At 36.1% G+C, this 26,538-nt stretch carries 22 protein-coding genes; 18 read left to right on the top strand and 4 right to left on the bottom strand.

What is annotated here, in order from left to right; all coding sequences use genetic code 11:
- Positions 1-2: 2 nt before the first annotated feature.
- The gene (locus tag ACTNDN_RS09595; protein WP_441131162.1) at positions 3-770 is read right to left on the bottom strand and encodes an IclR family transcriptional regulator; all 768 of its coding nucleotides are present in this window, start codon (positions 768-770) and stop codon (positions 3-5) included.
- Between the two features lie 244 nt (positions 771-1,014).
- On the opposite strand from ACTNDN_RS09595, the gene ACTNDN_RS09590 reads away from it, so the two are divergent.
- The 5 genes from ACTNDN_RS09590 (at position 1,015) to ACTNDN_RS09570 (ending at position 7,980) form a co-directional block, all read left to right on the top strand.
- Positions 1,015-1,923 carry a dihydrodipicolinate synthase family protein gene (locus ACTNDN_RS09590; protein WP_031538825.1) on the top strand — a complete coding sequence of 303 codons (909 nt, stop codon included), beginning with the start codon at positions 1,015-1,017 and terminating at the stop codon, positions 1,921-1,923.
- A 72-nt stretch (positions 1,924-1,995) separates the two neighbouring features.
- Positions 1,996-3,984, top strand: coding sequence for a YjhG/YagF family D-xylonate dehydratase (locus ACTNDN_RS09585; protein WP_441131161.1), 1,989 nt, complete (start codon positions 1,996-1,998; stop codon positions 3,982-3,984).
- 106 nt (positions 3,985-4,090) lie between these two features.
- Positions 4,091-5,485 carry an MFS transporter gene (locus ACTNDN_RS09580; RefSeq protein ID WP_441131160.1) on the top strand — a complete coding sequence of 465 codons (1,395 nt, stop codon included), beginning with the start codon at positions 4,091-4,093 and terminating at the stop codon, positions 5,483-5,485.
- 124 nt (positions 5,486-5,609) lie between these two features.
- On the top strand, positions 5,610-7,181 hold the full coding sequence (locus ACTNDN_RS09575; RefSeq protein ID WP_441131159.1) for a glycoside hydrolase family 43 protein: 1,572 nt from the start codon (positions 5,610-5,612) through the stop codon (positions 7,179-7,181).
- 283 nt (positions 7,182-7,464) lie between these two features.
- Complete coding sequence (locus ACTNDN_RS09570) at positions 7,465-7,980, top strand: DoxX family protein (RefSeq protein ID WP_031539602.1); 516 nt, start codon at positions 7,465-7,467, stop codon at positions 7,978-7,980.
- Positions 7,981-8,010: 30 nt separating this feature from the next.
- Here the strand turns inward: ACTNDN_RS09570 and ACTNDN_RS09565 are convergent, their stop codons facing one another.
- Positions 8,011-8,919, bottom strand: a complete 909-nt coding sequence (locus ACTNDN_RS09565) for a LysR family transcriptional regulator (RefSeq protein ID WP_235252821.1) — start codon at positions 8,917-8,919, stop codon at positions 8,011-8,013.
- Between the two features lie 127 nt (positions 8,920-9,046).
- Between ACTNDN_RS09565 and ACTNDN_RS09560 the strand changes: the two genes are divergently transcribed.
- From ACTNDN_RS09560 to ACTNDN_RS09520, 9 genes are all read left to right on the top strand, one after another.
- Positions 9,047-10,288 (top strand): APC family permease, encoded by a 1,242-nt coding sequence (locus ACTNDN_RS09560; protein ID WP_441131158.1) that lies wholly within the window; start codon positions 9,047-9,049, stop codon positions 10,286-10,288.
- Between the two features lie 113 nt (positions 10,289-10,401).
- Positions 10,402-11,079, top strand: coding sequence for a DUF554 domain-containing protein (locus tag ACTNDN_RS09555; RefSeq protein ID WP_235252399.1), 678 nt, complete (start codon positions 10,402-10,404; stop codon positions 11,077-11,079).
- A gap of 64 nt (positions 11,080-11,143) precedes the next feature.
- Positions 11,144-11,611, top strand: a complete 468-nt coding sequence (locus ACTNDN_RS09550; RefSeq protein WP_441131157.1) for a pyridoxamine 5'-phosphate oxidase family protein — start codon at positions 11,144-11,146, stop codon at positions 11,609-11,611.
- Between the two features lie 209 nt (positions 11,612-11,820).
- Positions 11,821-12,933, top strand: coding sequence for an ABC transporter ATP-binding protein (locus ACTNDN_RS09545; protein WP_109769431.1), 1,113 nt, complete (start codon positions 11,821-11,823; stop codon positions 12,931-12,933).
- The gene (locus ACTNDN_RS09540; protein WP_048719180.1) at positions 12,930-13,868 is read left to right on the top strand and encodes a carbohydrate ABC transporter permease; all 939 of its coding nucleotides are present in this window, start codon (positions 12,930-12,932) and stop codon (positions 13,866-13,868) included. The genes ACTNDN_RS09545 and ACTNDN_RS09540 overlap by 4 nt, the downstream gene beginning before the upstream one ends.
- Complete coding sequence (locus ACTNDN_RS09535; protein ID WP_441131156.1) at positions 13,865-14,683, top strand: carbohydrate ABC transporter permease; 819 nt, start codon at positions 13,865-13,867, stop codon at positions 14,681-14,683. Before ACTNDN_RS09540 ends, ACTNDN_RS09535 begins: the two co-directional genes overlap by 4 nt.
- A 46-nt stretch (positions 14,684-14,729) precedes the next feature.
- The gene (locus ACTNDN_RS09530; RefSeq protein ID WP_235252400.1) at positions 14,730-16,070 is read left to right on the top strand and encodes an ABC transporter substrate-binding protein; all 1,341 of its coding nucleotides are present in this window, start codon (positions 14,730-14,732) and stop codon (positions 16,068-16,070) included.
- 81 nt (positions 16,071-16,151) lie between these two features.
- A complete protein-coding gene (locus tag ACTNDN_RS09525; protein WP_031539586.1) occupies positions 16,152-16,913 on the top strand; it encodes a glycerophosphodiester phosphodiesterase in 762 nt (253 codons plus the stop codon).
- A complete protein-coding gene (locus ACTNDN_RS09520) occupies positions 16,906-17,748 on the top strand; it encodes a glycerophosphodiester phosphodiesterase (protein ID WP_441131155.1) in 843 nt (280 codons plus the stop codon). Before ACTNDN_RS09525 ends, ACTNDN_RS09520 begins: the two co-directional genes overlap by 8 nt.
- A 233-nt stretch (positions 17,749-17,981) precedes the next feature.
- Here ACTNDN_RS09520 and ACTNDN_RS09515 read toward each other — a convergent pair whose 3' ends face one another.
- Positions 17,982-19,226, bottom strand: a complete 1,245-nt coding sequence (locus tag ACTNDN_RS09515) for a helix-turn-helix domain-containing protein (RefSeq protein WP_441131154.1) — start codon at positions 19,224-19,226, stop codon at positions 17,982-17,984.
- 121 nt (positions 19,227-19,347) lie between these two features.
- Between ACTNDN_RS09515 and ACTNDN_RS09510 the strand changes: the two genes are divergently transcribed.
- The 3 genes from ACTNDN_RS09510 (at position 19,348) to ACTNDN_RS09500 (ending at position 24,168) form a co-directional block, all read left to right on the top strand.
- Entirely contained in the window at positions 19,348-20,640 is a 1,293-nt protein-coding gene (locus tag ACTNDN_RS09510; RefSeq protein WP_441131153.1) for an MFS transporter, read from the top strand.
- 388 nt (positions 20,641-21,028) lie between these two features.
- Complete coding sequence (locus tag ACTNDN_RS09505; RefSeq protein ID WP_441131152.1) at positions 21,029-23,395, top strand: polyprenyl synthetase family protein; 2,367 nt, start codon at positions 21,029-21,031, stop codon at positions 23,393-23,395.
- A gap of 38 nt (positions 23,396-23,433) precedes the next feature.
- On the top strand, positions 23,434-24,168 hold the full coding sequence (locus ACTNDN_RS09500) for an MBL fold metallo-hydrolase (protein ID WP_349205170.1): 735 nt from the start codon (positions 23,434-23,436) through the stop codon (positions 24,166-24,168).
- A gap of 21 nt (positions 24,169-24,189) precedes the next feature.
- On the opposite strand, the gene ACTNDN_RS09495 is transcribed toward ACTNDN_RS09500, so the two are convergent.
- Entirely contained in the window at positions 24,190-24,687 is a 498-nt protein-coding gene (locus tag ACTNDN_RS09495; RefSeq protein WP_441131174.1) for a GNAT family N-acetyltransferase, read from the bottom strand.
- A gap of 124 nt (positions 24,688-24,811) precedes the next feature.
- Here ACTNDN_RS09495 and ACTNDN_RS09490 point away from each other — a divergent pair, with 124 nt between their 5' ends.
- Positions 24,812-26,260 (top strand): amidase family protein, encoded by a 1,449-nt coding sequence (locus ACTNDN_RS09490; RefSeq protein ID WP_035416588.1) that lies wholly within the window; start codon positions 24,812-24,814, stop codon positions 26,258-26,260.
- Positions 26,261-26,538: the final 278 nt, after the last annotated feature.

The following is a 26,538-nucleotide window of genomic DNA, read 5'->3' as shown; positions in this document are numbered from 1 at the left end:
TCTTATTTCATCGCAACCCCATACCGCATTTCTTCTGATAACTCTTTTCCCGTTTTTTTCAATAGTTGTATATAGTTCCAAAGGATGTCATCTCCTACTCTAGAAACTAATGTAGAGATGCTAAGTGCTGCTAGTATTTGTCCATGCTGATTAATAATTGGTACCGCGATACATCGGACTCCTAGTTCATTTTCTTGATCATCCACAGCATACTCGTTATGTCTCACCTTTTCTAATTCAATAAGAAAATCTTCTTTCTTCGTAATAGTCTGGTTTGTAGCTTGCGTAAACGGATAGCCGTCTAATAGGGAATCAATTATTTCTTGTTTTTGATAGGATAACAGTAATTTTCCGATTGCAGTACAATGAAGGGGAATTCTCCGTCCAATTCGAGAGTAACGAATAACAGAATTAGCCCCTTCTTCCTTGTCAATGTATACACCTGCATTCCCGTCTAAAATACCTAGATGACATGTTTGGCCAGTTCTTAGTGCCAATTCAACGAGATATTTATTGGCGATTTGCCTGATATTTAAAGTATTGATAACTAAATTACCTCTTTCCACGAGCTTTAAGCCTAAACGGTATTTTCCGTTTTCGGGATTTTGATCAATATAGCGAGATTGCTGGAGCGTCTTTAAGAGGGAATGTACGGTACTTTTATGTAATCCCATTTGGTCACTAATTTCCGTGATTTTTAATTCGATCGTGTGCTCATTAAATAGGTCTAGTATTTGCAGGGCACGTTCCACAGATTGAATGATTGGCATAATATCTTCTCCGTATTCGTTTTATAATATTTAACTAATTGCTATTATAACAAACTAATCTAGTAATTTTACATTAATATAGCCATATGAAAATAGCAATGTCTATTTTAAAATTATTAAAAATTCGAAATTAATAATATGTAAGTGTTTACTTTTTAAGGTGATATGTTATAATCAACTCAAATAAACTAAATTGTAGAATTGAGTTTTATAATATAAAACAAACGAAGGGGAAGAGGGAAATATGTCCGAATTAAATCACTTTAAGGGAATTATTCCGCCAGTTTCAAGTATTGTTGATAAAGAAGGAAATCTGAAAGAAGAAGAAATGATGTTATTAATTGACAAACTAATAGAGGAAAAAGTAAACGGTTTATTCTTTTTAGGTACTGGTGGAGAATTTTCGCAAATGTTTATAGAGGAAAGAAAAGCAATAGCTGAGTTTGCTGTTAAGTATGTTGACAAAAGAGTTCCTGTGTTAATTGGAATTGGCAGTACGAATACTAGGGAGGCACTCCTGCTCAGTCAACATGCGGAACAAATAGGTGCAGATGGAATTGTGGCCATTAATCCATATTACTGGAATTTGACCGAAGAGAATTTACATACATACTTCAGTGACATTGCGAAATCTGTAAAGTTACCGGTTCTACTTTATAATTTTCCAACGCTAACAGGACAGGATTTAACACCTGATTTTGTAAGAGAGCTTGTTTTAAAGCATAAAAATATAGTTGGCATTAAAGAAACGATTGATTCTATCGGCCATATTCGCGAAATGATTGATAAGGTCAAAAAGGTTAATCCTAATTTCTCCGTATTTTGCGGGTTTGATGATCATCTATTTAATACATTACTGCTAGGTGGAGACGGAGCAATATCAGCTAGTGCAAATTTTGCTCCACAATTATCGGTTGGTATATACAATGCCTTTTTAGCAGGAGATTTAGAAAAAGCAGTTTCTTTCCAAAAACAATTATCCATTTTGCCACAACTATATAAAATTGATAGCCCGTTTGTAAATGTAGTGAAGGAAGCATCCAAATTATGTGGTATGGATATTACAACAGAGGTTTTGCCTCCTACCAAAACACTAAGCGCAGAAAAGAAACAGCAAGTGAAAGAAATTTTGCAACAGGCACAACTAGTATAATAGAAGGTCAAATTTTTCTTTTTGGAATGATTATTTGTTTACTAAACAAACACAAGATGGAGGGATAAAGTTATGACATTACCTTTTATTTTTGAAAACGAGAATAAATCCCTTTATGAAGTAAGAACGAATGCGAAGGGGCCGACTGGGACACTGCCACTTACTGCACAAATGCTGGAGGATTCGCCAAGTGGGGATTTATTCGGACTTAGTCAAAATGTAGGAATGGGATGGAAACCGAAAGATCTATTAGGAACAGAAGTCCTGATTCTAGGCACAAAAGGCGGTATACGGGATCATAATGGAGAGCCAATTGCATTAGGGTATCATACAGGGCATTGGGAAGTGGATATTTTAATGGCAGAGGCAGCAGAAGAAATTCGAGTGCATAAAGGGGTTCCTTTTGCTGGATTTGTTAGTGACCCTTGTGACGGTCGTTCTCAAGGAACACTAGGGATGTTTGATTCTTTTCCCTATCGAAACGATGCAGCAATTGTTTATCGACGTTTAATCCGTTCATTGCCAACTAGAGAAGCAGTAATAGGCGTTGCGACCTGCGATAAGGGACTTCCTGCCATGATGATTGCGCTTAGTTCTATGCATGATCTACCAACCATCATTGTGCCTGGTGGCGTTACTTTGCCTCCAACAATCGGGGAAGATGCAGGGAAAATCCAAACAATTGGTGCACGATTTGCCAATAAAGAAATTACCTTGAAAGAAGCTGCAGAGCTTGGCTGTTTGGCATGTGCTACACCAGGAGGAGGCTGTCAATTTCTTGGTACTGCTGCAACTTCTCAAGTAATTGCAGAAGCATTAGGCATTGCCATCACACATTCCGCACTTGCTCCATCTGGACAAAAGATTTGGGCGGAAATGGCAAGGCAGTCAGCAAGAGCAGTTTTAGAAATGGAAAAGAATCATATTACAACAAAGGATATTATTACAGATAAAGCAATCGAAAATGCAATGGTTCTTCACGCTGCATTTGGTGGATCAACCAATCTTTTATTACATATTCCAGCACTTGCATATGCTGCTAAATGTAAAATACCTACAGTTGATGATTGGGCAAGAATTAATCGCAAAACTCCACGTTTAGTAAGTGTTTTGCCTAATGGACCAGATCATCATCCAACAGTACGTGTTTTTCTTGCTGGAGGTGTACCAGAAGTGATGCTTCATTTGCGAAAATTAGGACTTTTACACGAAGATGTCCTTACCGTTACTGGCCAGACTTTAGGAGAAAACTTAGATTGGTGGGAAAAATCCGAACGGAGAGCGCTATTAAGAAAACGTTTATTAGAAGCAGATGGAGTCAATCCTGACCAAGTAATTATGGATCCAGACACAGCAAAAGCAAGAGGGCTTACTTCTACAATTACTTTTCCAAAAGGGAATATTGCTCCTGAAGGATCTGTTATCAAATCAACTTCTATCGATCGATCGGTAGTAGGAGAAGATGGAATCTATAGACATACAGGAGTAGCAAAGGTATTTACATCTGAGAAATCTGCTATTACTGCGATAAAAACTGGTGGAATAAAAGCAGGAGATGTAATGGTTGTAATGGGTGGAGGACCATCTGGAACAGGGATGGAAGAAACCTATCAATTAACTTCGGCATTGAAATATTTACCTTTTGGCAAATATGTGTCCCTAATAACTGACGCTCGTTTTTCAGGTGTTTCAACAGGGGCCTGTATCGGGCATATTGGTCCAGAAGCATTGAGCGATGGACCAATCGGAAAGCTTCGTGATGGAGACTTAATCGAAATTATGGTTGATTGTGAAAACTTGGTAGGATCTGTTGATTTTATTGGCACAGGAGATCAGCGATTATCAAAAGAAGAAGCAACACATGTTTTAGAAACACGAGAAGTTCATCCAGATCTTAAACCACACCCGGATTTGCCAGATGATACAAGGCTTTGGGCAGCATTACAAGCAGTTAGTGGCGGTACTTGGCGAGGAAGTGTGTACGATGTCGACCGAATTATTGAAGTATTGGAGGCAGGAAAGAAGGCGTTAGCGAAAGAAGCAGGTTCTTTCTCCAGATAAAATTGGTAAGAAAGCGAAAGGATTAATGGTGCCTTTTGTTAACATGTTAGTTTTATTTTTGATTAGTTGTAAGCGTAAACAAAATTAAACGATTGGAGGAATTAAGATGTCGTCGAATTTACAAAGGGAAGAGGTTACGCCGACACAAGCAACACCAGCCGGAGAAAAAATAAGTTTAGTAGAAAGAATTGGTTATGGTTCTGGTGACTTAGCTAGTAATTTCATTTGGCAAGCAATGAGTATTTTTATCGTCTATTATTTTACAGATGTCATTGGCATTGCAGCAGGAATTATCGGATCCATCATGTTATTCTCCCGCGTGTTTGACGGTGTGACAGATGTACTGATGGGCTATGTCATTGATAAGACGAAATCGAAGCATGGTAAAGCAAGGCCATGGTTATTATGGTTAGCTATTCCATTTGCAATTTCTGCAGTATTATTATTTACCGTTCCTAATGTTAGCACTGTCTGGCAAGTTGTTTATATTACGATTACCTATAATTTAGTTTGTCTTGTTTATACAGGCTTAAATGTACCGTATGGAACGTTAAATTCCTTAATCACACAAGATCAATATCAGAGATCTGTTTTAAATGTATTCCGGATGAGTCTTGCATTAATCGGATCGCTTATTGTTAGTAATTTAACCCTTCCACTTGCAAATGCCTTTGGTGGAGGCCAATTTGGTTGGATTATAACATTCCTTATTTTCGGATCAATTGGAAGCAGTCTTTTCTACTTTTGTTTCAAATCAACAACAGAAAGAGTAAAGCCGGCTAGCAAAGAACAACAACAAAATCCTGTAAAACTGAAAGATAGCATAAGAACACTAGGTAAAAATAAGTATTGGGCTCTAGTGACAATTTTCATCTTTATGACCTATATCTTCAATGCTTTAAACTCTGGTGCAGTAATTTATTTTGCACAGTATATTTTAGATAACACCCTTCTAGTTGGACTTGTTACAACAGCTTATACTGTTTTTATTCTTTTGGGAATGGTCATTGTAGCACCAATTACGAAAAGATTTGGTAAAAGAAATGCCATTATTGTTGGGGAAGCGATTACGTTAATTGGTTATCTCATCATGTTAATTGATATTACCAATATAGCTTTAATTGTAACCGGTACTATTATTAGAGGAATTGGAAAAGCACCAATTAATGGAAGCATGTTTGCGATGCTAGGTGATACGATTGAGTATGGGGAATGGAAAACAGGAATTCGAAATGAAGGTATGGTATATAGTGGAGGAAGTATGGGTATCAAAATCGGTAGTGGATTAGGTACCGCTGTTATAGGATGGGTATTAGCTTTTGGTGGATATGTTGGTGGTGGAGGTACGCAATCAAGTGCAGCATTACTTTCCATTCAATCCCTATTTATCTACATTCCAATGGCCATTACTGTTCTATTAATTATCTTAATGCTATTCTACCGATTAGATAAAATTTATCCTCGCATTATTAGTGATTTAAAAGCTAGAAGCGCGAACTAATTTTGACACACTGTCTATGTTTTATGAAAAGACACATCTAATTGGGAAAGGAATGTACTAGATTTGTAGATTCCTTTCCAATTATCTGAAGAATGTACGAATCTATAAGAAAAGGGGTAATAAAATGAGTAAAATAATCAATCCAGTCTTGCCAGGTTATCATCCTGATCCTTCTATTTTAAGAGTCGAAGATGACTATTATCTAGCTGTCTCTACTTTTGAATGGTTTCCAGGCGTACAGATTTATCATTCAAAAGACATGATTAATTGGCGACTGCTAACATATCCATTAACAAGGGAATCCCAATTAAATATGATTGGGAATGTCAATTCAGGTGGTGTGTGGGCACCATGTTTGAGTTATTCAGATGGCTTGTTTTATTTAATCTATACAGATGTGAAAAGTAGAGTGGGAGCTTTTAAGGATACTCATAACTATTTAGTGACAGCTGAAAATGTGGAAGGACCATGGTCTGAGCCGGTTTACCTTAATAGCAGTGGTTTTGATCCATCCTTATTTCATGATGAGGATGGTAGAAAGTGGTTACTTAATATGATTTGGGATTTTCGTAAAGGGACCAATTCATTTGCTGGAATTGCGCTACAAGAATATTCAGTAGAAGAAAAAAGATTAGTTGGGCCGATTCACAACATCTTTAAAGGCTCAGAGATTGGTTTAACAGAGGCGCCTCATTTATATAAGCGAAATGGCTTCTACTATTTAGTGACAGCTGAAGGGGGAACTTGGTATACGCATGCGGCAACAGTAGCTAGATCAACCTCTTTATTCGGGCCATACGAAATTGATCCAACCAATCCAATTTTAACTTCAAACGAAGACGATAAGAATCAACTACAAAAAGCAGGTCATGGAAGTTTAGTGGAAACACAAAATGGTGAGTGGTATATGGCACATCTATGCGGAAGACCAGTAGTTGATAAAAAATGTACACTGGGGAGAGAAACGGCGATCCAAAAATGTTATTGGACGGAAGATGACTGGCTGCGCGTTGTAGGAGGACCAAATCCATCGACCATTGTGGAGGCGCCTCATTTAAAGCCACATCCTTTTGAAAAAGAGAGCAACTATGATGATTTCCAAGGTCATTCTTTAAAGAAGTACTGGAACTCTTTAAGAAGAATATTTAGTGAAGAATGGCTTTCCTTAACGGAACGACCAGGATATTTAACTTTAAAAGGTGGGGAATCAATGAGTTCTCTTCATCATCAAAGCCTGCTTGCGCGCAGACTAGAGACTTTCACAGCGGAAGTGGAAACAGCTGTTGATTATACACCAGAAAACTTTCAACAAATGGCTGGATTAATTTTTTATTATGATACTGATGATTATGTGTACCTCCGAATTACGACACATGAAACGTTAGGAAAGTGTATCGGAATAATTGAATCCAAACATGGCGTTTATGATGAACTATTGGATCAAGATATCTCGTTAAAATCCATTGGGGAGATTAAGTTAAAGGCAAAAGTCAATCATCAATGGCTACAGTTTGCTTATGCAGAAGGAGACAGTGAATGGAAGGATATCGGCAGTAAAATCGATATTAGTCATTTGTCGGATGATGATGCAGATTATATCCGCTTCACAGGAACCTTTGTGGGGGTATGTACACAAGATTTAAGTGGGCAAAAGAAACCAAGTTATTTTCCATACTTTAAGTATGATGAGTTATAAACAGAATATCAGAAAAGGGTGCTGTTAACTTTTCAGTACCCTTTTTTTACGTGTTAGGAAATGGTAAATGAATCATGTTTCCCTATAGGAAGTGATATTAATGTAAATAGTTCACCAATCAGACATAACTTTGTGAACTGAATGTGAATTAAATCACAAACATCTTTATTACGTTGGAAATGGTGATATTATATAAGTGTAGTAAGAAACAAACAAGATCTTGTAAAAATGTGAAATAGTGAACAATATAATCAGATAACTAATCTTAAGGAGATGGAGTAAAATGTTAGACTTATTAAGAAATAATAAAGTGGTTGCCGGAATTTTAGCGATATTTAGAATTTATCTTGGTTATCAATTTATCCATGCAGGCTATGAAAAAATTACAAGTGGTGGCTTTGACGCAAGTGGATTTTTACAAGGGGCAATTGCAAATAGCACAGGTGATCACCCAGCAGTACAAGGATGGTGGGCAACATTTCTAGAACATATAGCACTCCCAAATGCGGATTTATTCAGTTTCATGGTTCAATGGGGAGAAGTTCTAGTAGGGATCGCACTAATCCTAGGTTTATTCACAAGCTTTGCAACATTGATGGGAATGGTCATGAACTTTGCCTTCTTATTTAGTGGAACAGTAAGCACAAATGGACAAATGATTCTATTAGCAATATTCGTTATCGTAGCAGGTGCAAACGCAGGTAAATTTGGTCTAGACCGTTATGCAATGCCATATATCAAAAAGCAATGGAACAATAGAAGAAATAATAAGCAAAAAAAAGAAACTGCAATTGCATAAGCTGTAAGTGATAAAGAAGCCAATTACGATTTAGTAACTGGCTTCTTTTTTATACATCTCATCTTCTTTCTTCCTTTGTTCTTCTTCTTTTTTAAAATAGGCTGTTGCTTCTTCTATAAAATAATGCACAATTGGAGAGACCCATCTGCTTTTATGATAAAAAAGAAAGGAAGCAACTTGACCATGTTTTTTATCTATACGTTGTGCAGATAAACGGCCATCCTTTAGTTCATTTTGAATCGTAATTTCTGGAACAAGTGCTAATCCTAATCCACATTGAACACATTGCTTGATTGCTTCGATACTCCAAAACTCATGAACAGAGGAGGGAATAATATTTTCTTCTTCCATAAATTTATCAAAAATCATTCGATAGGGACAATTGCTTTCCGAATAAAGAATAGAATTAGGCTGCATATGGCCTGGTGAAGATATGATGCTCATATGTTCATCTAACATTTTAATCGTTTCTAATGATGGATGCTTTTTAAATTCTAAATTAAGAAGCAAGGCAATATCTAAATCTCCTATTTCAACTAAATGTTGAATCTCCTCACAGGTGCCCATGCGAACCGATAAATGGACATCTGGAAATTTTTCTTTGTATGCCTGTATTATTGTTGGAAGTCGATAAACTGTTAATGATTCTGAGGCTCCAATCGTGATTTTTCCTTTTTTAGTAATAGAAGACTGGTGAAGTTCTTTTGCTCCTTTATGTAAACGAAGCATTTCATTCGCATAGGGAAGAAATGATTTACCTAGCTCTGTTAAAGCAATTGTTTTCCCAAGCCGATCAAAGAGCGGTCCCTCTAAGTCCATTTCTAGTGCCTGTATATGAGAAGTAATCGTAGATTGAGCATAGCCAAGCTGGTTGGCTGCCTTTGCAAATCCTCCTGCTTCTATAATAGCTTTAAAAGTCTGTAAGTGACGAATCTCCATTGTTTCTCCTCCTGATATCGGTAAATTCGATAGTATCTATCATATATATCTATTTTACTGAATGGAAAAAGGGAAATACAATAGGTAATAAGAAATTGATAAATTTTATTGGGGAGTGGGAGAAAGAATGAAGCACGGAAAAATAGGTTCCTTAACCTTAAGTGGATTAATCATTGGTCCATTATTAGGATCTGGAATTATTTTATTGCCAACCATTATTTATGAAAATCTAGGAAACTATGCAATTTTTGCATGGTTAGTCATGTCTATAATTGGGATTTGCTTTGCATATGTTTGTGGAGAATTAATGATTCAATTTCCAGGAGAATCTGGTCTGGGAAATGCAATGGAAACTGCATTTGGACCAGAAATAAAAAATCTTGCCTCAATCTTTCTCATGATTGCAGCACTTATGGGGCCAGTTGCAGTTATGATGACTGCTGCTGAATATATTCAGACCTGGCTATTTTCTGAGCATATAAAATTGGAATGGATTGCAATAATCCTGTTAGTAATGAATGGGTTGATTTTATTGCTCCGCTTGAATTTTCTTGGGAAATTATCCTTTTTTATTTCTTCCTTTGCCGTTTTGATTTTAGTTAGTGGAAGTATATTTTCTTTGTTGAACCAGCCTAGTGGATCTTGGGATTTTCCTGAATTTCATTTCGATTCCTTTGGTTACAGTCTGTTGCTTCTTTTTTGGACAATTGTAGGCTGGGAAATTATCGGGAATTATTCCAGTGAAGTGAAAAATCCGAGGTCGACGATTCGAAAAGCCATTTTTTTTAGTGCGGCTATCATTTTGCTTGTCAATTTAGTGCTATCAGCAGCTGTACAATGGACGACATACAACAGTTCGTTTACAATTCGCTTAACTGGTGTCATGTTCCCTTTATTTGGTCCATTGGCTATTGGTTTACTAACAATTGTGGCAACAGGACTTTGTATAACCACACATTTAATGGTTGTGGGAGGAGTAGCTAGACTGATAGCATCCTTATCAAAATCGGTTCCAGTTTTTCATTTTTTAACAAAAAAACTTTCCAACGGTGCTCCATATAAAGCAATTGCACTTCTTGTATTGACACATCTCTTCTTTGTTGTGCTGCTATTTATAAAAATCGTGACAGTAGAGCAATTAGTTGGACTTGCGAATGCTTTTTTCATCGCTAATGCATTAATTGGCTTATTTGCAGCAATCAAATTATTAGCTGCTCCATGGATAAAAGGAATGGCAATCGTGCTTAGTGTGTTATTTGGTATTTTACTTTTTCGGTCTTCTATTATTGCTTTATTTATTATTTTAGTATTAACCTTGCTATTAAGTAGAAAGAGAAGAGAGAGAGAAGAACAAAAAGCTGAATGCTAATTAAAAAAATTACCTAATTGTAGTGGGGTAAGATAAAATGACTTTATATATATGAAATCCTGTTTTTGTAAGACAGCTAATTTCAATAAATAAAAAGTCGAGGAGAAGAGAAATTGATTGGGACACTATTTAACTGCTTCATGATTCTAGCAGGAAGCACGATTGGAAGTCTTTTGAAAAAAGGCATCAAAGCGGAGTACCAAGATATATTAATGCAAGCAATGGGACTAGCTGCAACTGCTCTTGGGATTCATTCTATTGTTCAATATATGCCAGATAGTCAGTATCCAGTGCTTTTTATTGTAAGTCTTGCCATTGGTGGCTTAATTGGAGAAAAACTGAATATCGAAATTGGTTTTAAACGAATTGTCGCAAGATTTTCAAAAGGGAATTTAGCGGAAGGCTTATCAACAGCGATTCTCTTATTTTGTGCGGGAACTTTGTCCATACTTGGTCCAATTGAAAGTGCTTTAAGAGGAAATCATACATATCTTTTTACAAATGCAATTTTAGATGGGGTTACGTCGGTTGTGTTAGCTTCTACCTTTGGTTTCGGAATTGCGGCATCCGCTCTCGTTTTATTTTTATGGCAAGGCTTTTTTTATATGACAGCAGGCCTACTTGCAAACTTTCTAACACCAGATTTATTAGCTGAAATATCGATTATTGGCGGAATCCTTATTCTAAGTTCAGGCCTAAGTATATTAGGTATTAAAAATTTTAAGACATTAAATCTGTTGCCATCGTTATTAATTCCAGCAATTTGGTATATTATGCTGAAACTAGTATAGATTCTTTCTCACATTTGATTAAAAGTTTCATTTATGGGGAATATACCAATCAGAGGTGATAATAATGCAAAAAGAACTTGAAACATTAAGAGACTTAATAAAAGATGTGGATACTGCAATGCTTACTACAATCTCTGAAGAAGGTCTTGTATCTCGTCCAATGAAAACGCAAGAAGTAGAATTTGATGGAGACTTATGGTTTCTGACAAAGAAGGATACGGAAAAGTATGAAGAGATTTTGCATGAAAATGAAGTGAATGTCGCCTATGCAGGAAATTCCTATGTTTCTATCAGAGGAAGAGCGGAACTCGTTGATGATCTTGCTAAGAAGAAAGAGTTATGGAGTAATGCCTATGAAAAAATCTTGCAGACTTCATACGATGATCCTAATATCGTATTAATTAAAGTAAAGGCTGAATCAGCAGAATATTGGGATACAGGAAGCTTTACGAAAAATGTCGTTTTCATCTATAAGCGGATCACTGGTCAAGAAGCAGAAGACACAGACATAAATGAAACATTGGAATTATAAAAAAGCTTAGAGTTTTCAGCTCTAAGCTTTTTTGTGCTCTCACCTATTTATTTTGATTTAAGAATATTTAAATAATGTAAACAGTGTAAAGAAAAATTGAAGTTTGTCAAACAACTATTATGTGTTTGTTAATGATTGGTAAATTTGGTTTTCAACATGACTTTGTATGTTTAAATAAAAATGTAATTCAAATGGGGAGGGATTAGTTAGTGGTAGCAGTAGAAATGAAGGACATTTCTAAATCATATGATAAGCAGAAATCCGTTATTGATCAGATTAGTCTTTCGATAGAAGAAGGGGAATTTTTTGTCCTTGTAGGACCGTCTGGCTCTGGAAAAAGTACATTACTGCGAATGATTGCAGGTCTAGAAGAAATTTCAGGTGGGGTACTAAAGATGAATAATCAAGTTGTCAATCACCTGCCGCCAAAGGATCGTAATTTATCGATGGTCTTTCAAAATTATGCATTATATCCACATTTAACGGTGGAGCAAAATATTCTTTTCGGCTTACACGCCAAAAAAGTAGACAAGATGGAACAACAAAGAAGACTGCAAGAAACGGTAGAGATGATGGGATTAACGGAGTTATTAAAACGAAAGCCAAAGGAATTGTCAGGTGGTCAAAGACAACGTGTTGCACTAGCAAGGTCTGTTGTAAGTGAAGCTCCTATTTGTTTAATGGATGAGCCCCTTTCAAACTTAGATGCAAAGCTCCGTGCACATATGCGAATAGAAATCCGCCGCTTGCAAAAGAAGCTTGGTTTAACAATGATTTATGTTACCCATGATCAAGTAGAGGCAATGACAATGGGGGATCGCATTATGGTACTAAATGATGGGAAAATTCAGCAAATAGGCGAACCCATTACTTTATATAATCAGCCTGCTAATTTATTTGTTGCATCCTTTATTGGTTCACCAAAAATTAATTTAAGCAAAGCAAAATTGATTGATCAAAAATTGGTTCTTGAGAATGGTCTGCAAATTACGATGGACAAAGAGGATACACTCCCATTATTATCTCAGCCGAATCTTACAATGGGAATTCGAGCAGAACATATTTTTCCAGGGACGGCTGAACAAACAAGCCATACTTTAGAAGTAGTGAATGTAGAGCAGCTTGGGAATGAAACGCTATTAACCTTTGAAGTGGGAAAAGAACTGTGGACAGCGAAATGGTTAGGTCAATGGAGAATTCAAGTTGGAGATCAAGTACCGGTTCAGTTGTCTTCTAAGAATATTTGTTTTTTTAATTCTGAATCAGGAGCATTAATTCGCCCAGCAGTTGCTATGAAAGAACAAGAGGTTGTTGGACTATGAGTGAAATCGCATATCAACAGGAAGTACAGCATTCTGTCGACTTTCTAAAGGAAAAAAAGAAGCAGCGTTTACAACATTTGTTCAAAGGGATGCTATTTCTATTCCCTTCTATTCTATTATTTAGTGTCTTCTTATTTTATCCATTGGGGAAAACGATTTATTTGAGTTTTTTCTTAACAGATAATCGTGGGGATCCCACCGTATTTGTTGGCATGGAAAATTATCTGGAAATTTTTAAATCGCCGATCTTCTTGCAAAGCTTAAAATCAACTTTGTTATTTGCCTTATATACTGTTCCAGGAAGCATTATCGTCAGTTTGTTTCTGGCTATCCTTGCAAATGAGAAGCTTCGTGGTATCGGTGTTTTTCGAACAGTATTTTCCTCTTCGATGGGGATATCTGTTGCGGCTGCTTCTGTGTTTTGGATGTTCTTATTTCACCCTACGATTGGGTGGCTGAATACCATCGTAAAAGCATTCGGATTTGAGCCTATTGGCTGGCTTACTGATCCAAATTGGGCGCTCTTTTCCGTTTCTGTATCCACGATTTGGATGAATGTTGGCTTTACATTCTTGATTTTATTAGGTGGTTTGCAATCGATCGATTCCTACTTATATGAAAGTGCTGATATTGATGGGGCAGGCTACTTTTATAAGTTAAGACGAATTACGATTCCAATGCTGTCGCCAACCTTATTTTTTGTATTGACTGTAACGTTGATTAATGCCTTTCAAACATTTGGCCAAGTAGATATGTTAACGAGAGGTGGACCGCAGAATGAGACAAATTTAATCGTTTATTCCATTTATCAGGAGGCGTTTATGAACTACCAATATGGAACAGCGAGCGCTCAAGCGATTATTCTTTTTGTGATTATTCTTGTTCTGACTATCATTCAATTTAAACTTGGAGAAAGGAAGGTTCATTATCAGTGACATTGCCCATTCATAGAAAAGTTATCTTTTATTTATTATTAATTATTTCAGCACTGCTTATTTTCTCGCCAGCTATTATTGCATTTTTGATGAGCTTTATGTCCTCACAAGATATTATGACAGGAAAATTAATTCCGACAGGATTAACATTAGATAACTATTTAAAAGTATTTGAGCGTTTTCCTTTAATGCAATATTTGTTAAATAGTTTCATTGTATCCATCGTCATTATGATGGGGCAATTAATACTTGCTAGTTTAGCAGCATATGCATTTGTGTTTTTGGAATTTAAAGGAAGAGATTTTCTTTTCTTTATCTTTATTGCAACCATGATGGTGCCATTTGAAGCATCTATCATTCCAAACTTTCAAACGATAAGGAATCTTAACTGGCTTGATCATTATAATGGTTTGACGATTCCATTTTTCGCAACTGCCTTTGGAACTTTTCTCTTGCGGCAGAACTTCAAGCAGATTCCGAAAGAGTTGAAGGAGGCAAGCGAAATAGCAGGGATTGGAGACTTTAAATTTTATTTAACAGTTGTTCTACCTATGGCGAAAACAAGTTTGATTACGCTTGGAGTGTATGGGTTTGTAACGTCGTGGAATATGTATTTATGGCCGTTACTTGCGACAACAAATGATAGTGTGCGCACTGTGCAAATAGGTCTTAGACAGCTTCAGTCACAGGAACAATTAAATGAATGGGGCGTTATTATGGCAGGGGCAATTATTGTTGTTTTGCCAACGCTGATTCTATTGTTTTTGGGACAGAAAAAACTCCAGAAAGGGTTAACAGAAGGAGCTTTGAAATAATTTTTCAAGGAAAAAACTAATAGATAAATTAGGGAGTGTGCGGAAAATGACTAAAACGAAGCAGTTACTAAGCATGTTTATTCTATCATTGGTTTTATTAATGGTTGGATGTAGCAATAATACAGAATCATCTTCTAATAATGGAGAAGAAAAGGATGGTCCAACTACCGTTACTTTCTGGCATTCTATGGGAGGAGCAGCACAGGAAGCGTTAAATGCGATTGTGGATGAATACAATGGCTCTCAAGATAAGGTGAAAATAAATGCAGAATATCAAGGTACATATGATGAAGCATTAACGAAATTTCATACTGTTGCAGGAACAGAAAGTGCTCCAACAATGATGCAGGTTTTTGAAATTGGTACAAAGTCGATGATCAATAGTGGTTTTGTTGAACCAATTCAAACACTTGTTGATGAAGATGGGTATGATATGAGTGGCTTAGAAGAGAATATAACGAACTATTATAAAATTGATGACACTTTTTATTCTATGCCATTTAACTCTTCTACACCTGTTATGTACTACAATAAGGATGCCTTTAAGGCAGCGGGCTTAGATCCAGAGAAAGCACCAGCAACATTTGAAGAAGTTGAAGAAGCTGGAAAGGCAATCGTAAAGGCAAACCCTGAAATGAAAGGATTTGCGCTCCAAGCATATGGTTGGTTATATGAGCAATTATTAGCGAACCAAGGGGCTTTATTAATGAATAATGATAATGGTCGAACAGAAACACCAACAGAGATTGGCTTTACAGAGGAACAAGGGAAGTCTGTGTTTAATTGGGTTAAAAAGATGATTGATGATAAAACATTTGCTAACTATGGAACAAATGGAGATAACATGGTAGCAGGTTTCCTTGCAGGAGATGTTGCGATGTTTATGCAATCTTCTGCTAGTGCAAGAGATGTAATTGATAATGCACCATTTGAAGTAGGCGTTGCTTTTATTCCACACCCAGAAGCAGTAGAAAGACAAGGAGTAGTTATTGGTGGCGCTAGTCTTTGGATGATGAAAGACAAGAGTGACGAGGAGAAAAAGGCTGCTTGGGAATTTATGAAATACTTACAAACAAAAGAGGTACAAGCAAAATGGCATGTTGGAACAGGTTATTTTGCGATTAATCCAGATGCTTATAACGAACAAGTTGTAAAAGATGCTTATGAACAGATGCCACAACTAAAAGTAACTGTGGAGCAGTTACAATCGACTAAGTCTTCTTATGCTACGCAAGGTGCCTTAATGGATATGATTCCAGAAGGTCGCCGTATTAGTGAAACAGCACTTGAAACGGTATATAACGGTGGAGATGTCGAGGAAACATATAGCACGATGGTGAAACAGTTAAATGAAGCAATTGAAAAAGCAAATCGAGCAAGAAAATAAGCTATAGGGAAAGACCAACATGATTAAATCATTTAATACTTGTTGGTCTGTTTCTTTCCATTATAAAGGAGGAGAAGGGATATGAATAGAACAAAAATATATGGACATAGAGGGGCAAAGGGTAGATATCCAGAAAATACACTACTTAGTTTCCAGCAAGCAATTTTACAAGGGGTAGATGGAATAGAGCTAGATGTTCATATGACAAAGGATGGCGAAATCGTCGTTATTCATGATGAATTTTTAAATCGGACAACAGATGGAACTGGCTTTGTACGGTCATATACATTAGAGGAAATAAAGGCATTTAGTGCAGGAAGTAAGTTTTCCTCCCTGCCTGATTTTGAAGAAAGCTGGTTATTAGAAAAAGTACCAACCTTAAAAGAAGTATTGCAATTGTTAGCTCCATACCCAATTGAACTAAATATAGAACTTAAAACCTATACATTTGAATACGAAGGTATTGAAGAAAAGACGATTGCTCTTGTGAACGAATACGGAAATGGGCGTAAGGTCGTGTATTCTTCCTTTCATTTGCCGACTTTATTAAGAATTAAGGCGATTGATCCATCTGCTTCGATTGCCTGGTTATTAAATCAAGTAATCTCTAATCCTCTTGATTACATAAAAAGCATAGAATTAGAGGCATTGCATCTTCATAAAGATATGGTAATCGATCATCTAAATGATTGGAAGGAATTAAAAGATCTAGTAAGAGTATGGACAGTAAATCAAGGGGACGAAATGGCTCAACTACTGGATGCAAAGGTGGAAGCAATTATTACGGACTATCCAGAACTAGCCATAGCCATGAGACAGGAAAGAGCTGTTCCTATTGACTAAATACTGGAGTGTGTTCATTCTCATTCCTTTCTTAACCATATCTCTAACTTCTTGCGGTGACAATGCAGTATCTATCGTAGCCCAGCCTGCGATAGAAAAAGAGGACACTCCAAGAGTAATTGCACATAGAGGGGCAAATGAATGGTATAACGAAAGCACGATTACCGCTTATCAAATAGCCGCCCAATCAGGAGTAGATTCCCTTGAAATAGATTTAAGAATGACAAAGGATGGCGAATTAATCGCAATGCACGATGAAACGATTGACCGTACGACAAATGGAAAGGGAAAGGTCTCTGATTATACTTTAGAAGAGATAAAGACTTTTCAAACATTCAAATCGGATTATGGCAAAACCATTACGGAAGAAATTCCAACATTAAAGGAAATAATCGAGACCTTTCATGATTCCCAAAGGTATTATATTGAAACAAGACTTGTTAATGGAAAATTAGCAATGGAAGAAAAGCTTATTCAGTTGTTAGAGGAATACCAATTACTCGATAAAAACTTAGTGACCATTCAATCCTTTTCGGAAGAGAGTTTATTGAAAATTAAAGAAATGGCTCCACATACAGAACTAGCTCTTCTTTTTAGAAAAGGATCTTTTTCATTGAATGAAGCAAGTGGGGTTGAGTATCCTATAATAGGAATCGAATCTACAGATGTTACGCAGAAAGTGGTAAAGGAATTACATAAGCAGGGAAAAGAAGTTCACGTGTATTTTACGAATAAGAAAACACAAAAAGAGGAACAAGAACGAGTATTGGAATATGAAGTGGATGGCTATTTCACTGATTATATTCATTTTACGAAAGAGATTTTAGCGATATAGGTGGGAAAAGCGGGTGTAAAGAATTGCACTCGTTTTTCTTTTTTGTAACAAGAAAACCGTTGACTCTAACATCTTTGGATATTGATGTGATATAGGCATCTCTTGTCTCTATGGGGATATTCGGATTTATCATTAGACATTTTATGGCGGTTTGCTGACCATAATGGATATTTGGTATAAGGAATTTCCTTGCTATAAAGAGGCACAGCAAAGAAATTCCTTATGTTAGTATGTTAATTGGAAAAAATACTTTCATAGGTCTCTATGCACAATTTTCGGAAAATGGAATTCGGAATAGGCAAGAATTTGTCATACGCGATTTTAGCATGCTCCCTTGCCTTATCCATATTATTAAGCTCTTTATAGCAAAGGGCGATATAGGTATCTTTAATATAATAGATTCCAAAATCTACTGGATGGTTTAAATAATCTGGCACAGTGACGGCTAATAAAATTTTTAGTGATTTTTCATATTCATGTACATAGTAAAATGCTTTCCCTTTTTGGAGAATGTTCCAAGTATCTCCAGTTGCTATCTGCCCTTCTTCATTATATTCCACATATTTATCGATAATGGGCATGATTTTATCGTATTTCCCTTCTATATTTATTAAATATTCGACAAATAAAACATCACATAATTCTATATAATTTTCATCTTCTAAAAATTCACCAAATTGTTTCAGTTTATTTAAATAATGACGAAATTTTTGCTCTTCTGATCCTAATAAAGCTTCAAAAGCAGCTAGTTTATATATATCATCTGTTTTAAAATATATTTTTTCTTTTTTAGAGTAATCTAGAGCCCTTTCGATTGCTTGAACAGTTCCCTGTGAATCACCAATTGCTGAATAGAAAGCTGCTTCATGATAATCCAAGTTAACTTTTGTCATCGGGTCAATTTTATAATGCGACTTTTCTAGAAAATGTCGTTCTTCTAAAAATATTTGAAGAGCATCTTTATAACGATGCTCTAGAAAAATGGTAATTGCCTTGAAAATACCAACTTCTGCACGGTTAGCAGTGAGATTAAGTGTATCATATATTGTTGCAGCTTTTTTAGCGTAAATTTCCCACTGATCATCATATAGGCAAAATAGGCACTGACTATAAATTTCTAATAAACGAGCAGCTTCATAGCTATCATTCATAATATGAATATATGGTTGAATAAGATGAATAATTTTTTTGCAACTTTCAATTGTTTCTTCTTTATCTCGAAAATAAATTTTGAATCCTTCATATAGTTTTTCAGTTTGGTTAAGTATGTTTCTAATTTCAGTAGAACTTACCTTGTCTACTAATTCCGAAATAGTTACATTAAGTCTCTCGGCTATATACTCAAGACTCTCCATAGAAGGTTTAGCTTTATTATTCTCAATCTGGCTGAGCATGCCTTTTGTTAATCGATCACCAGCTAATGCCTCTAGGGTCATTTTCTTTTGTTTTCTTAATGTACGAATTCGTTCTCCTAGCATAAATGGTACACTCCTTATTAAGATAGTTTAATTATATTAAACTTTTTCTTGAAAGGGAAGTTTTTGTGTGATATCATTTGTTTAATTAAATTAAACTTCTTTGAAAAAGGATGGGGTTTCGTTGGATGAAAATCAGTTACAAAAGAGAGCCACATATCACTTGTGGACATTTGTCAGTAGTAAATTAATTGCAACAGCTGGATCACAAATATACACATTTGCTATTAGTTTGTATATTTTGCATTTGACTGGTTCTTCGATGAGTTTTGCCGTGAATATACTATGTAATATCTTACCTAGAACAATCGTTGCTCCTTTTGCTGGGGACATCATAGATAGGTATCCTCGTAAGATAATTGCTATAACGGCTCAAACGGTTACGACCATTTCAATAGGCGGATTACTACTTTATAGCATCACGATGGGATTATCTTTACTTGCTATTTATACAACATCCTGTATCCTGTCCATTACCTCTATGTTTGCCAGCAATGCTTTTACTTCATCATTAACCGGATTAATTGATGAAACTCGCATTCAGAAAGCATCTTCTTTAAATCAAATTGCTATTTCCATTGCGCAAATCGCAAGTCCAGCTATCGGTGGAATATTATTTGGCTTAGTGTCCATGTCCGTGTTTTTAACAATCTATCTTATCGCTTCATTGATTGCCGTTATACTCGATTCGACCATGAATTTTACCCTTTTTGAAAAAGAACGGGAGCATCAAGAGAAGAAAGAATCGGTTTTTGAAAGTTTAAAAGGGGGCTTAAGCTATGTCAACCATCAACCATTATTAAAGGTGATGATTATCCTTTGCTTAATTGTCAATTTTATTTTTACAGCATTTAATGTTGGTTTTCCATTTATCGTTAATACGAAATTACACATGCCATCCATACAATTTGGAATTGTGGAAGGGGCTTTTGCTGTAGGAACTCTTTTACTTTCTGTATACTTGACTTTAGGAAAGGAATTTAAACATCCGTTTTCTGTTAGTAAAAGGGGAATACTTTCTTCAAGTTTATTAATGATAGCTGCAGCGGTTCCTATTATTATTTCATTATCACCCACAACAATATTTATTTACTACATGGTTGTCATGTTCTTATTTGGCGCAACGAATATTTTGATAAATATTCCGATTATGGTACTCTTGCAAAAACAAATTGCTAATGAATATAAAGGTAGAGTTTTTACCATAATAGAGACTTTTGCTATGGCGATGATGCCAATAGGTACATTGTTGTTTGGTTTTCTATATGATTACGTGCCAGCACAATGGATTCTCCTTATATCAGGATGTCTGACCATTATTTCCGTATTAATTCTTGCAAGGCCATCTGTAATGGAAAAAGCAAATGCATCGAAGTCAAATGCATCGATTGCTAAAGAGAAAGCTACTTCCGTTTGAAGAATCTAGAAAAGTACCATTTGTTACTTTAATGAAGAAAAGCAACTAGAAAAGGTAACAGAGAGGGCATCTCAGTGCCCCAAAAGAAGAAAAACACTGGTCAAAGGTAACAGAGAACGGATCTCTATGTCCCGAAAAAAGGTAACAGAATAGTGACTTTATGTAATAAAGTAATTCTGAACATCCCCCAAGCTTGCAACAATTAACAAAAAATAAATTACAAGAAAATATATCAACCTATAAACTCTCCTTCTATAAAGGGAGAGTTTTTCTAATGAAAAATATAGATTAATAGGAGATAATGAACATTCTAGTTATAATAAAGAAGATAACCGATTATATTAGATTAATTAAATGAACTTAAAGGTAAAGCAGAGGTAATGTTCTTATGGATAAAAAGTTAAAAGAGGCAATAAATGAAGAATATCGATCGGCAGAGCATAAGGCTGTCCGGTATTTTGAAGCCCTTCAAAATCAGTTAACGGATCAGTCTTATGTGTCAAGCCTAATAAATGACTTTCAAACTTGGAAGATAAACCATATTCATTCTCCTTCCATCTTAACCTATTTTTCCCGAAAAAAAAGAAAACCAACTGTAAAAGGGTATCGTCCCTATATAGAGTGGTTGAATTATGCAGGTAAATTAGATGATTATTTGAATAGAAGTATTTCGTATCTTTATATGCGTGATTTAGGAAAGACACTTTCATCACAACATACGCAAGAAAGAATTGACGAAGTAGTCAACAATGTGAAAACCCACTTATTAAAGAAAGATGCAAAGAATGACAATTTTAGTGTATCTAGTCTGTATAAACTTGCTAAAAAAGAAAAAGTTGAGCATACGATGATTTTTGTACTAGAAAAACTGAAACGAGTGACAGCACATATCCCGAGTGGAATGAGTGTGGAGCACGCACAACGCAAAATCCTGAAAATCCTTGCAGGGGTCTTAATGCATGAATTGGAAGAAAGAAGAAGCATTGACCTATCAGAACAAGTACGGAAGTATCGATTAGAGAAAGCGATAAAACTAGGTTTTTATTATGGAATAACGTATCCTTTAATTGATGATTTACTGGATGCGAAAATTTTATCTATAGAGGAAGAAAAACAGTATACGACGTTAATTCGAACAACTTTAGAAACAGGAATTGTCCCAGAATTAGGAAGATGGCATGGAGAGAATGAAGAGCTAATTGCATTCATTCATAGTGAGTTAAAAGAAGCATTTGAATACATGAGACTTCAACATGATTCTATGACTTGGGAGTTATTTCTAAGTCAATCCTATATCTTCTTTCATTCACAAGAGGTCGACAGGGAAAAGAAGTTAAAAAATGGCACTTATTCTAATGAAGAAATTTATATTCCAGTAATCCTTAAATCTTCCGCTTCCAGACAGATTGTCCGGTCGTTAATGAATGCTCCTGAGGATGAAGGTTATGATAAACGAACCTTTTATTATGGTATCTATAATCAGCTAGCAGATGATTTGGCGGATATGTTTGATGATAAAAAAGACGGGGCTGTAACTCCTTATACGTATTATCTAACCTATCACACAACTAGAAAAGATTTAATAAATCCATTTGAAATGTATTGGACAGTCATTTCCTATTTAATTCATGATGTCTATCAAGCGGATTTCAAAACAAAGGAAGTCATTTTGGATCGGGCAATTAATGGGTTAAAGCGGTTAAAGGAAAAATTAGGCGAACAGAAATATAGTGATTTAATGGGGATATTCACAAAAAGAATGTCTACCTTTAATCGAATCCTACAGCAAATGGTTGAAAAGGCAGATGATGTTGACTTTTTTGATAAGCTGCTTCGTGACCATATGATTACCACCTTAAAAGAAAATAGAAGAGAACAAGAAGAGTTTTCTGAAATGATTCAATCCATCCGTTCACCTATTGATAAGATGCTGCCAATCACAGAAAATGCGCTGCTTGAGAAGGATATCGTGACCGAAGCAGCAAATTACAGTCTTGCTGGTACTGGAAAAAGAATCAGACCGATTATTACATGGTTTATGGGGGTAAAAGAATTCGAGCTGGATAATGCCCAAATCGTTCCATTATTGAAATCGGTAGAATATATGCATACAGCTTCTCTTATTTTTGACGATTTACCATCACAGGATAATGCGGCGATGAGAAGAGGAAGACCGACTTTACATGAAGTGTATGATACGGCAACAGCAGAATTAACGGGGCTATTTCTTACACAGAAAGCGATTGAGGAACAAGCTACTTTACAAGCCTTTGAAGGATCGATTATATTAAAACTTATTGGATATACAACGAAAGCTACTGCTGATATGTGTAAAGGGCAGTTGATGGACTTAGAATCCAGAGGGAAACAATTAACTCTACAAGAACTGAATACCCTTTGTTTTTATAAAACAGGTATCGGATTTGAGGCATCGCTTCTTATGCCTGCAATCTTAGCTGGTGTTTCAAATGAAGTGATGGATTTATTGAAGAAGTATGCTTACCATGCTGGGATTGCTTTTCAAATAAAGGACGATTTACTAGATGTAGAAGGAGAGCAAAAAACGTTAGGAAAGAAATCTGGAATGGACAAAGATAATGATACCTCTACATTTGTGACCGTTTTAGGTTTGGAAGGTGCTCGTAAGGAAATGTGGGAGCATTATTGTATGGCATTAGATTTAGTAGAATTGTTACCAAAGAAGACCAACTTTTTAAAGTTCTTGGTAGATTATATGATTAACCGAACTAGGTAATAATGGATGATGATACTTCATAGGGAGGAGAATTCACAATGAAAATTACTTTTTTAGGAAAATATGGCGGTTACCCTGGGAAGGAAAGTGCTACCTCTGCCTTTTTATTAGAATCTGCGGAATTTCATTTATTGGTAGATTGTGGGAGTGGTGTGTTGTCGAAGGTGCAGTCATATGTGGACTTACAGGATTTAGATGCGTGTATCCTTTCCCATTATCACCATGATCATATCGCTGATGTCGGCTGTCTCCAATATGCGATGTTAGTGGAGAATAAACTTGGAAAACGAATCGAGCCTTTCCCAATCTATGGCCACAAAAGAGACTCTAAATTTGATGAACTAACCCATGATGTCTATACCGAAGGACGGGAAATTTCTGTTGATCAATCGATTACCATTGGACCATTCAATATATCCTTTTGTGAAACGACTCATCCAGTATATTGCTTGGCAATGAAAATCCAAGCAAATCGAAAGACCATTCTTTACACGGCAGACACAGAGTGGAAGGATGACCTAATTCCTTTTGCGAAGAATGCAGATATTTTAATAAGTGAAGCTAGTATTTATAAAGACCAATTTGGAATCGTTAAAGGGCATCTTACAGGAGAAGAAGCCGGAAAACTAGCAAAACAAGCGGGGGTAAAACAGCTCTTTTTGACCCATCTTCCCCATTATGGTGATCAAGAAAAGCTAGTAGAAGAAGCAAAAGATGTATATAGTGGTCCTGTTCAATTGGTCTATCCAGGTTTAGAGATAGATGTAAAGTAATTAAAAAAGTGTTGGTTTCCTTTATACGGAATCAACACTTTTTTTGGTTGTAGGGGAACAAGGATAAATCATCTGCACAAATTCAAACTCTCCGCCATTTGTCGATTGGATAAACGTAGTCGTTTCTTTGAATCCTACTTTTCTATAAACCTTGATAGCACGCTTATTAAATGTTGCAACCGCCAAGCTAATAAAGGAAGGGGAAAAATGCTCTTTTATATAATTCATTCCAGTCGTTAAAAATGTAGATCCTTTTTTCTGGCCAGTTAAATCAGGTCTTAAACCAAGACCAATATCGATTGTATCGTTATCTGCCTTGTTTATACTAAAAAAACCGATGAGTTGATTCTCTTCTGTGACAGCATAAATGGACTCATTCCTTTGATCCCTATCAAGAAACGCAGCTAAATCCTCTTCATCTGCCTCCATGTCATAAAATCCATAAATTCCATCATAATGCCATTGATAAGCAATTTCTTCTGCTTGTTCTTGTGTAATTAGTTGAAAGTGAAACATAATTGTTGGCTCCCTTTTTAGGAAAAGTATATCATATCAAAATATTTTGATAAAATAGTAGATTCTTCTTTTCTGGAGAATTTGAACAGGCTATACTAAAGAAAAGGCGAAGGGGGTAGAAGGGAACATGAAAACAGAAAGTAGCATTCCATATAATATAGAAGAAACAACTATTTTAGATATACAGAAAGCCCTGGAGTCTGGTGCAATTACTTCATTGGAGCTGACCAAGCAATATTTAAATCGAATTGCATCATTTGATCCTGCATTATGCTCTATTAGGGAAATAAACCCTGATGCATTAGAAATTGCAGCAGAGCTAGATGAAAAAAGGAAGGTACTCCATCAAGTGGGACCACTTTATGGCATACCTGTTATTATAAAAGACAATATTGATACAAATGATTCGATGGCAACAACTGCAGGCTCCATTGCATTAAAACATAATTTTGCTAAAGAGGACGCTTTTATTGTTAAAAAGCTTCGAGAAGCAGGAGCCGTTATTATTGGAAAGGCTAATCTTTCCGAATTTGCCAATTTTATTACGGAATTAGATATGCCCAATGGCTATAGTTCTTTAGGTGGGCAGGTAATGAATCCATATGGGGCTGGTATATGGGATGTTGGGGGTTCAAGCTCGGGGACTGGCGCAAGCATTGCTGCTAATTTTGCAGTGGTTGGAATTGGAACTGAAACATCTGGATCCATTCTTAGTCCTGCTAGTAATAATTCGCTTGTTGGAATAAAACCTACACTTGGTCTCGTTAGCCGTACTGGAATTATCCCACTAGCTCACAGTCAAGATACGGCAGGTCCAATGACAAGAACCGTCCGTGATGCAGCAATTCTGTTAGGGATCATTGCTGGTGTGGATGAAAAAGATGAAGTGACAAAAACAAGTATAGGGCAGCCAAGTGACTACACGGCTTTTTTAAAAAAAGATGGACTAAATGGGAAAAGAATTGGGATTGATCGAACCTTCTTGCCAGAAGAGGAAGAAGAGGTAGCTCTGTTTGAAAAAGCGATGGAAGAATTAGCAAAGCAAGGGGCTGTCTTGCTGGATGTTACCATTCCACGTGAAAAATTCGATTCTATTGTACTTTATCATGAATTTAAGTATGGCATAGACAACTACTTACATAAACTTTCAGAAGAAGTACCTGTTCATTCATTAAGCGAGGTTATTGAATTTAATAAGTTGCATCCAGACGTCGTTAAATATGGGCAGACGATACTTGAATATTGTGAAACACTAAATGGAGACTTAGATGATGCAAAGTATAAAGAGCATCGTGAAACGGATGTTAGACTTTCTACTACAGAGGGAATCGACATAACGATGAAAGAAAATCAATTGGATGCTTTAGTATTTGCGAAATATTTAGGCTGTGCGCTGCCTGCAAAAGCCGGATATCCATCGGTTACTGTTCCAGCGGGATATACTTCAAAAGGAAAGCCGATGGGAATCACTTTCTCAGGATTAGCATATAGTGAACCTAGACTCATAGAAATGGCTTATAGCTATGAACAAGCAACAAAGCATCGAATCCCACCAGTATTAGATAAGCAGGATTAAGAAGGTAAGGCTGGGAAACAACTAAATAACTAATCTTTAAAGACGAACAATTTCTATTTAGCTCTTAAATAAAGCTACTTTCTCAAGATGGTTATCCATGTTTTTAATATAGTCAAGAGTAAAAACTAAGTCGTTCCATTGCGCTACAGACGCACGATGCGCCGGGGAGGAAGCTGAGCCTCCTCGCTGCGAGGCCACTGAAAAAGTGAATTACCTGGTGAATCGGTAGTTACCAAACCATTCTAACTTAGTGTAGGCTTTTGTTTTCCGAGGCTTAC

The organism is Niallia sp. HCP3S3_B10 (genome assembly GCF_052064465.1).
Lineage (GTDB): Bacteria > Bacillota > Bacilli > Bacillales > Cytobacillaceae > Niallia > Niallia hominis.
The sequence above is the reverse complement of the archived record's forward strand: the minus strand, read 5'-3'. Positions and strand labels throughout refer to the sequence as shown.

Excerpts from the sequence above, each read along its gene's own strand:
- ACTNDN_RS09575 (WP_441131159.1), top strand. The coding sequence starts at position 5,610 with ATGAGTAAAATAATCAATCCAGTCTTGCCAGGTTATCATCCTGATCCT.
- ACTNDN_RS09565 (WP_235252821.1), bottom strand. The coding sequence starts at position 8,919 with ATGGAGATTCGTCACTTACAGACTTTTAAAGCTATTATAGAAGCAGGA.
- ACTNDN_RS09585 (WP_441131161.1), top strand. The coding sequence starts at position 1,996 with ATGACATTACCTTTTATTTTTGAAAACGAGAATAAATCCCTTTATGAA.
- ACTNDN_RS09515 (WP_441131154.1), bottom strand. The coding sequence starts at position 19,226 with ATGCTAGGAGAACGAATTCGTACATTAAGAAAACAAAAGAAAATGACC.
- ACTNDN_RS09540 (WP_048719180.1), top strand. The coding sequence starts at position 12,930 with ATGAGTGAAATCGCATATCAACAGGAAGTACAGCATTCTGTCGACTTT.
- ACTNDN_RS09570 (WP_031539602.1), top strand. The coding sequence starts at position 7,465 with ATGTTAGACTTATTAAGAAATAATAAAGTGGTTGCCGGAATTTTAGCG.
- ACTNDN_RS09525 (WP_031539586.1), top strand. The coding sequence starts at position 16,152 with ATGAATAGAACAAAAATATATGGACATAGAGGGGCAAAGGGTAGATAT.
- ACTNDN_RS09490 (WP_035416588.1), top strand. The coding sequence starts at position 24,812 with ATGAAAACAGAAAGTAGCATTCCATATAATATAGAAGAAACAACTATT.
- ACTNDN_RS09560 (WP_441131158.1), top strand. The coding sequence starts at position 9,047 with ATGAAGCACGGAAAAATAGGTTCCTTAACCTTAAGTGGATTAATCATT.
- ACTNDN_RS09550 (WP_441131157.1), top strand. The coding sequence starts at position 11,144 with ATGCAAAAAGAACTTGAAACATTAAGAGACTTAATAAAAGATGTGGAT.
- ACTNDN_RS09530 (WP_235252400.1), top strand. The coding sequence starts at position 14,730 with ATGACTAAAACGAAGCAGTTACTAAGCATGTTTATTCTATCATTGGTT.
- ACTNDN_RS09580 (WP_441131160.1), top strand. The coding sequence starts at position 4,091 with ATGTCGTCGAATTTACAAAGGGAAGAGGTTACGCCGACACAAGCAACA.
- ACTNDN_RS09505 (WP_441131152.1), top strand. The coding sequence starts at position 21,029 with ATGGATAAAAAGTTAAAAGAGGCAATAAATGAAGAATATCGATCGGCA.
- ACTNDN_RS09590 (WP_031538825.1), top strand. The coding sequence starts at position 1,015 with ATGTCCGAATTAAATCACTTTAAGGGAATTATTCCGCCAGTTTCAAGT.
- ACTNDN_RS09500 (WP_349205170.1), top strand. The coding sequence starts at position 23,434 with ATGAAAATTACTTTTTTAGGAAAATATGGCGGTTACCCTGGGAAGGAA.
- ACTNDN_RS09595 (WP_441131162.1), bottom strand. The coding sequence starts at position 770 with ATGCCAATCATTCAATCTGTGGAACGTGCCCTGCAAATACTAGACCTA.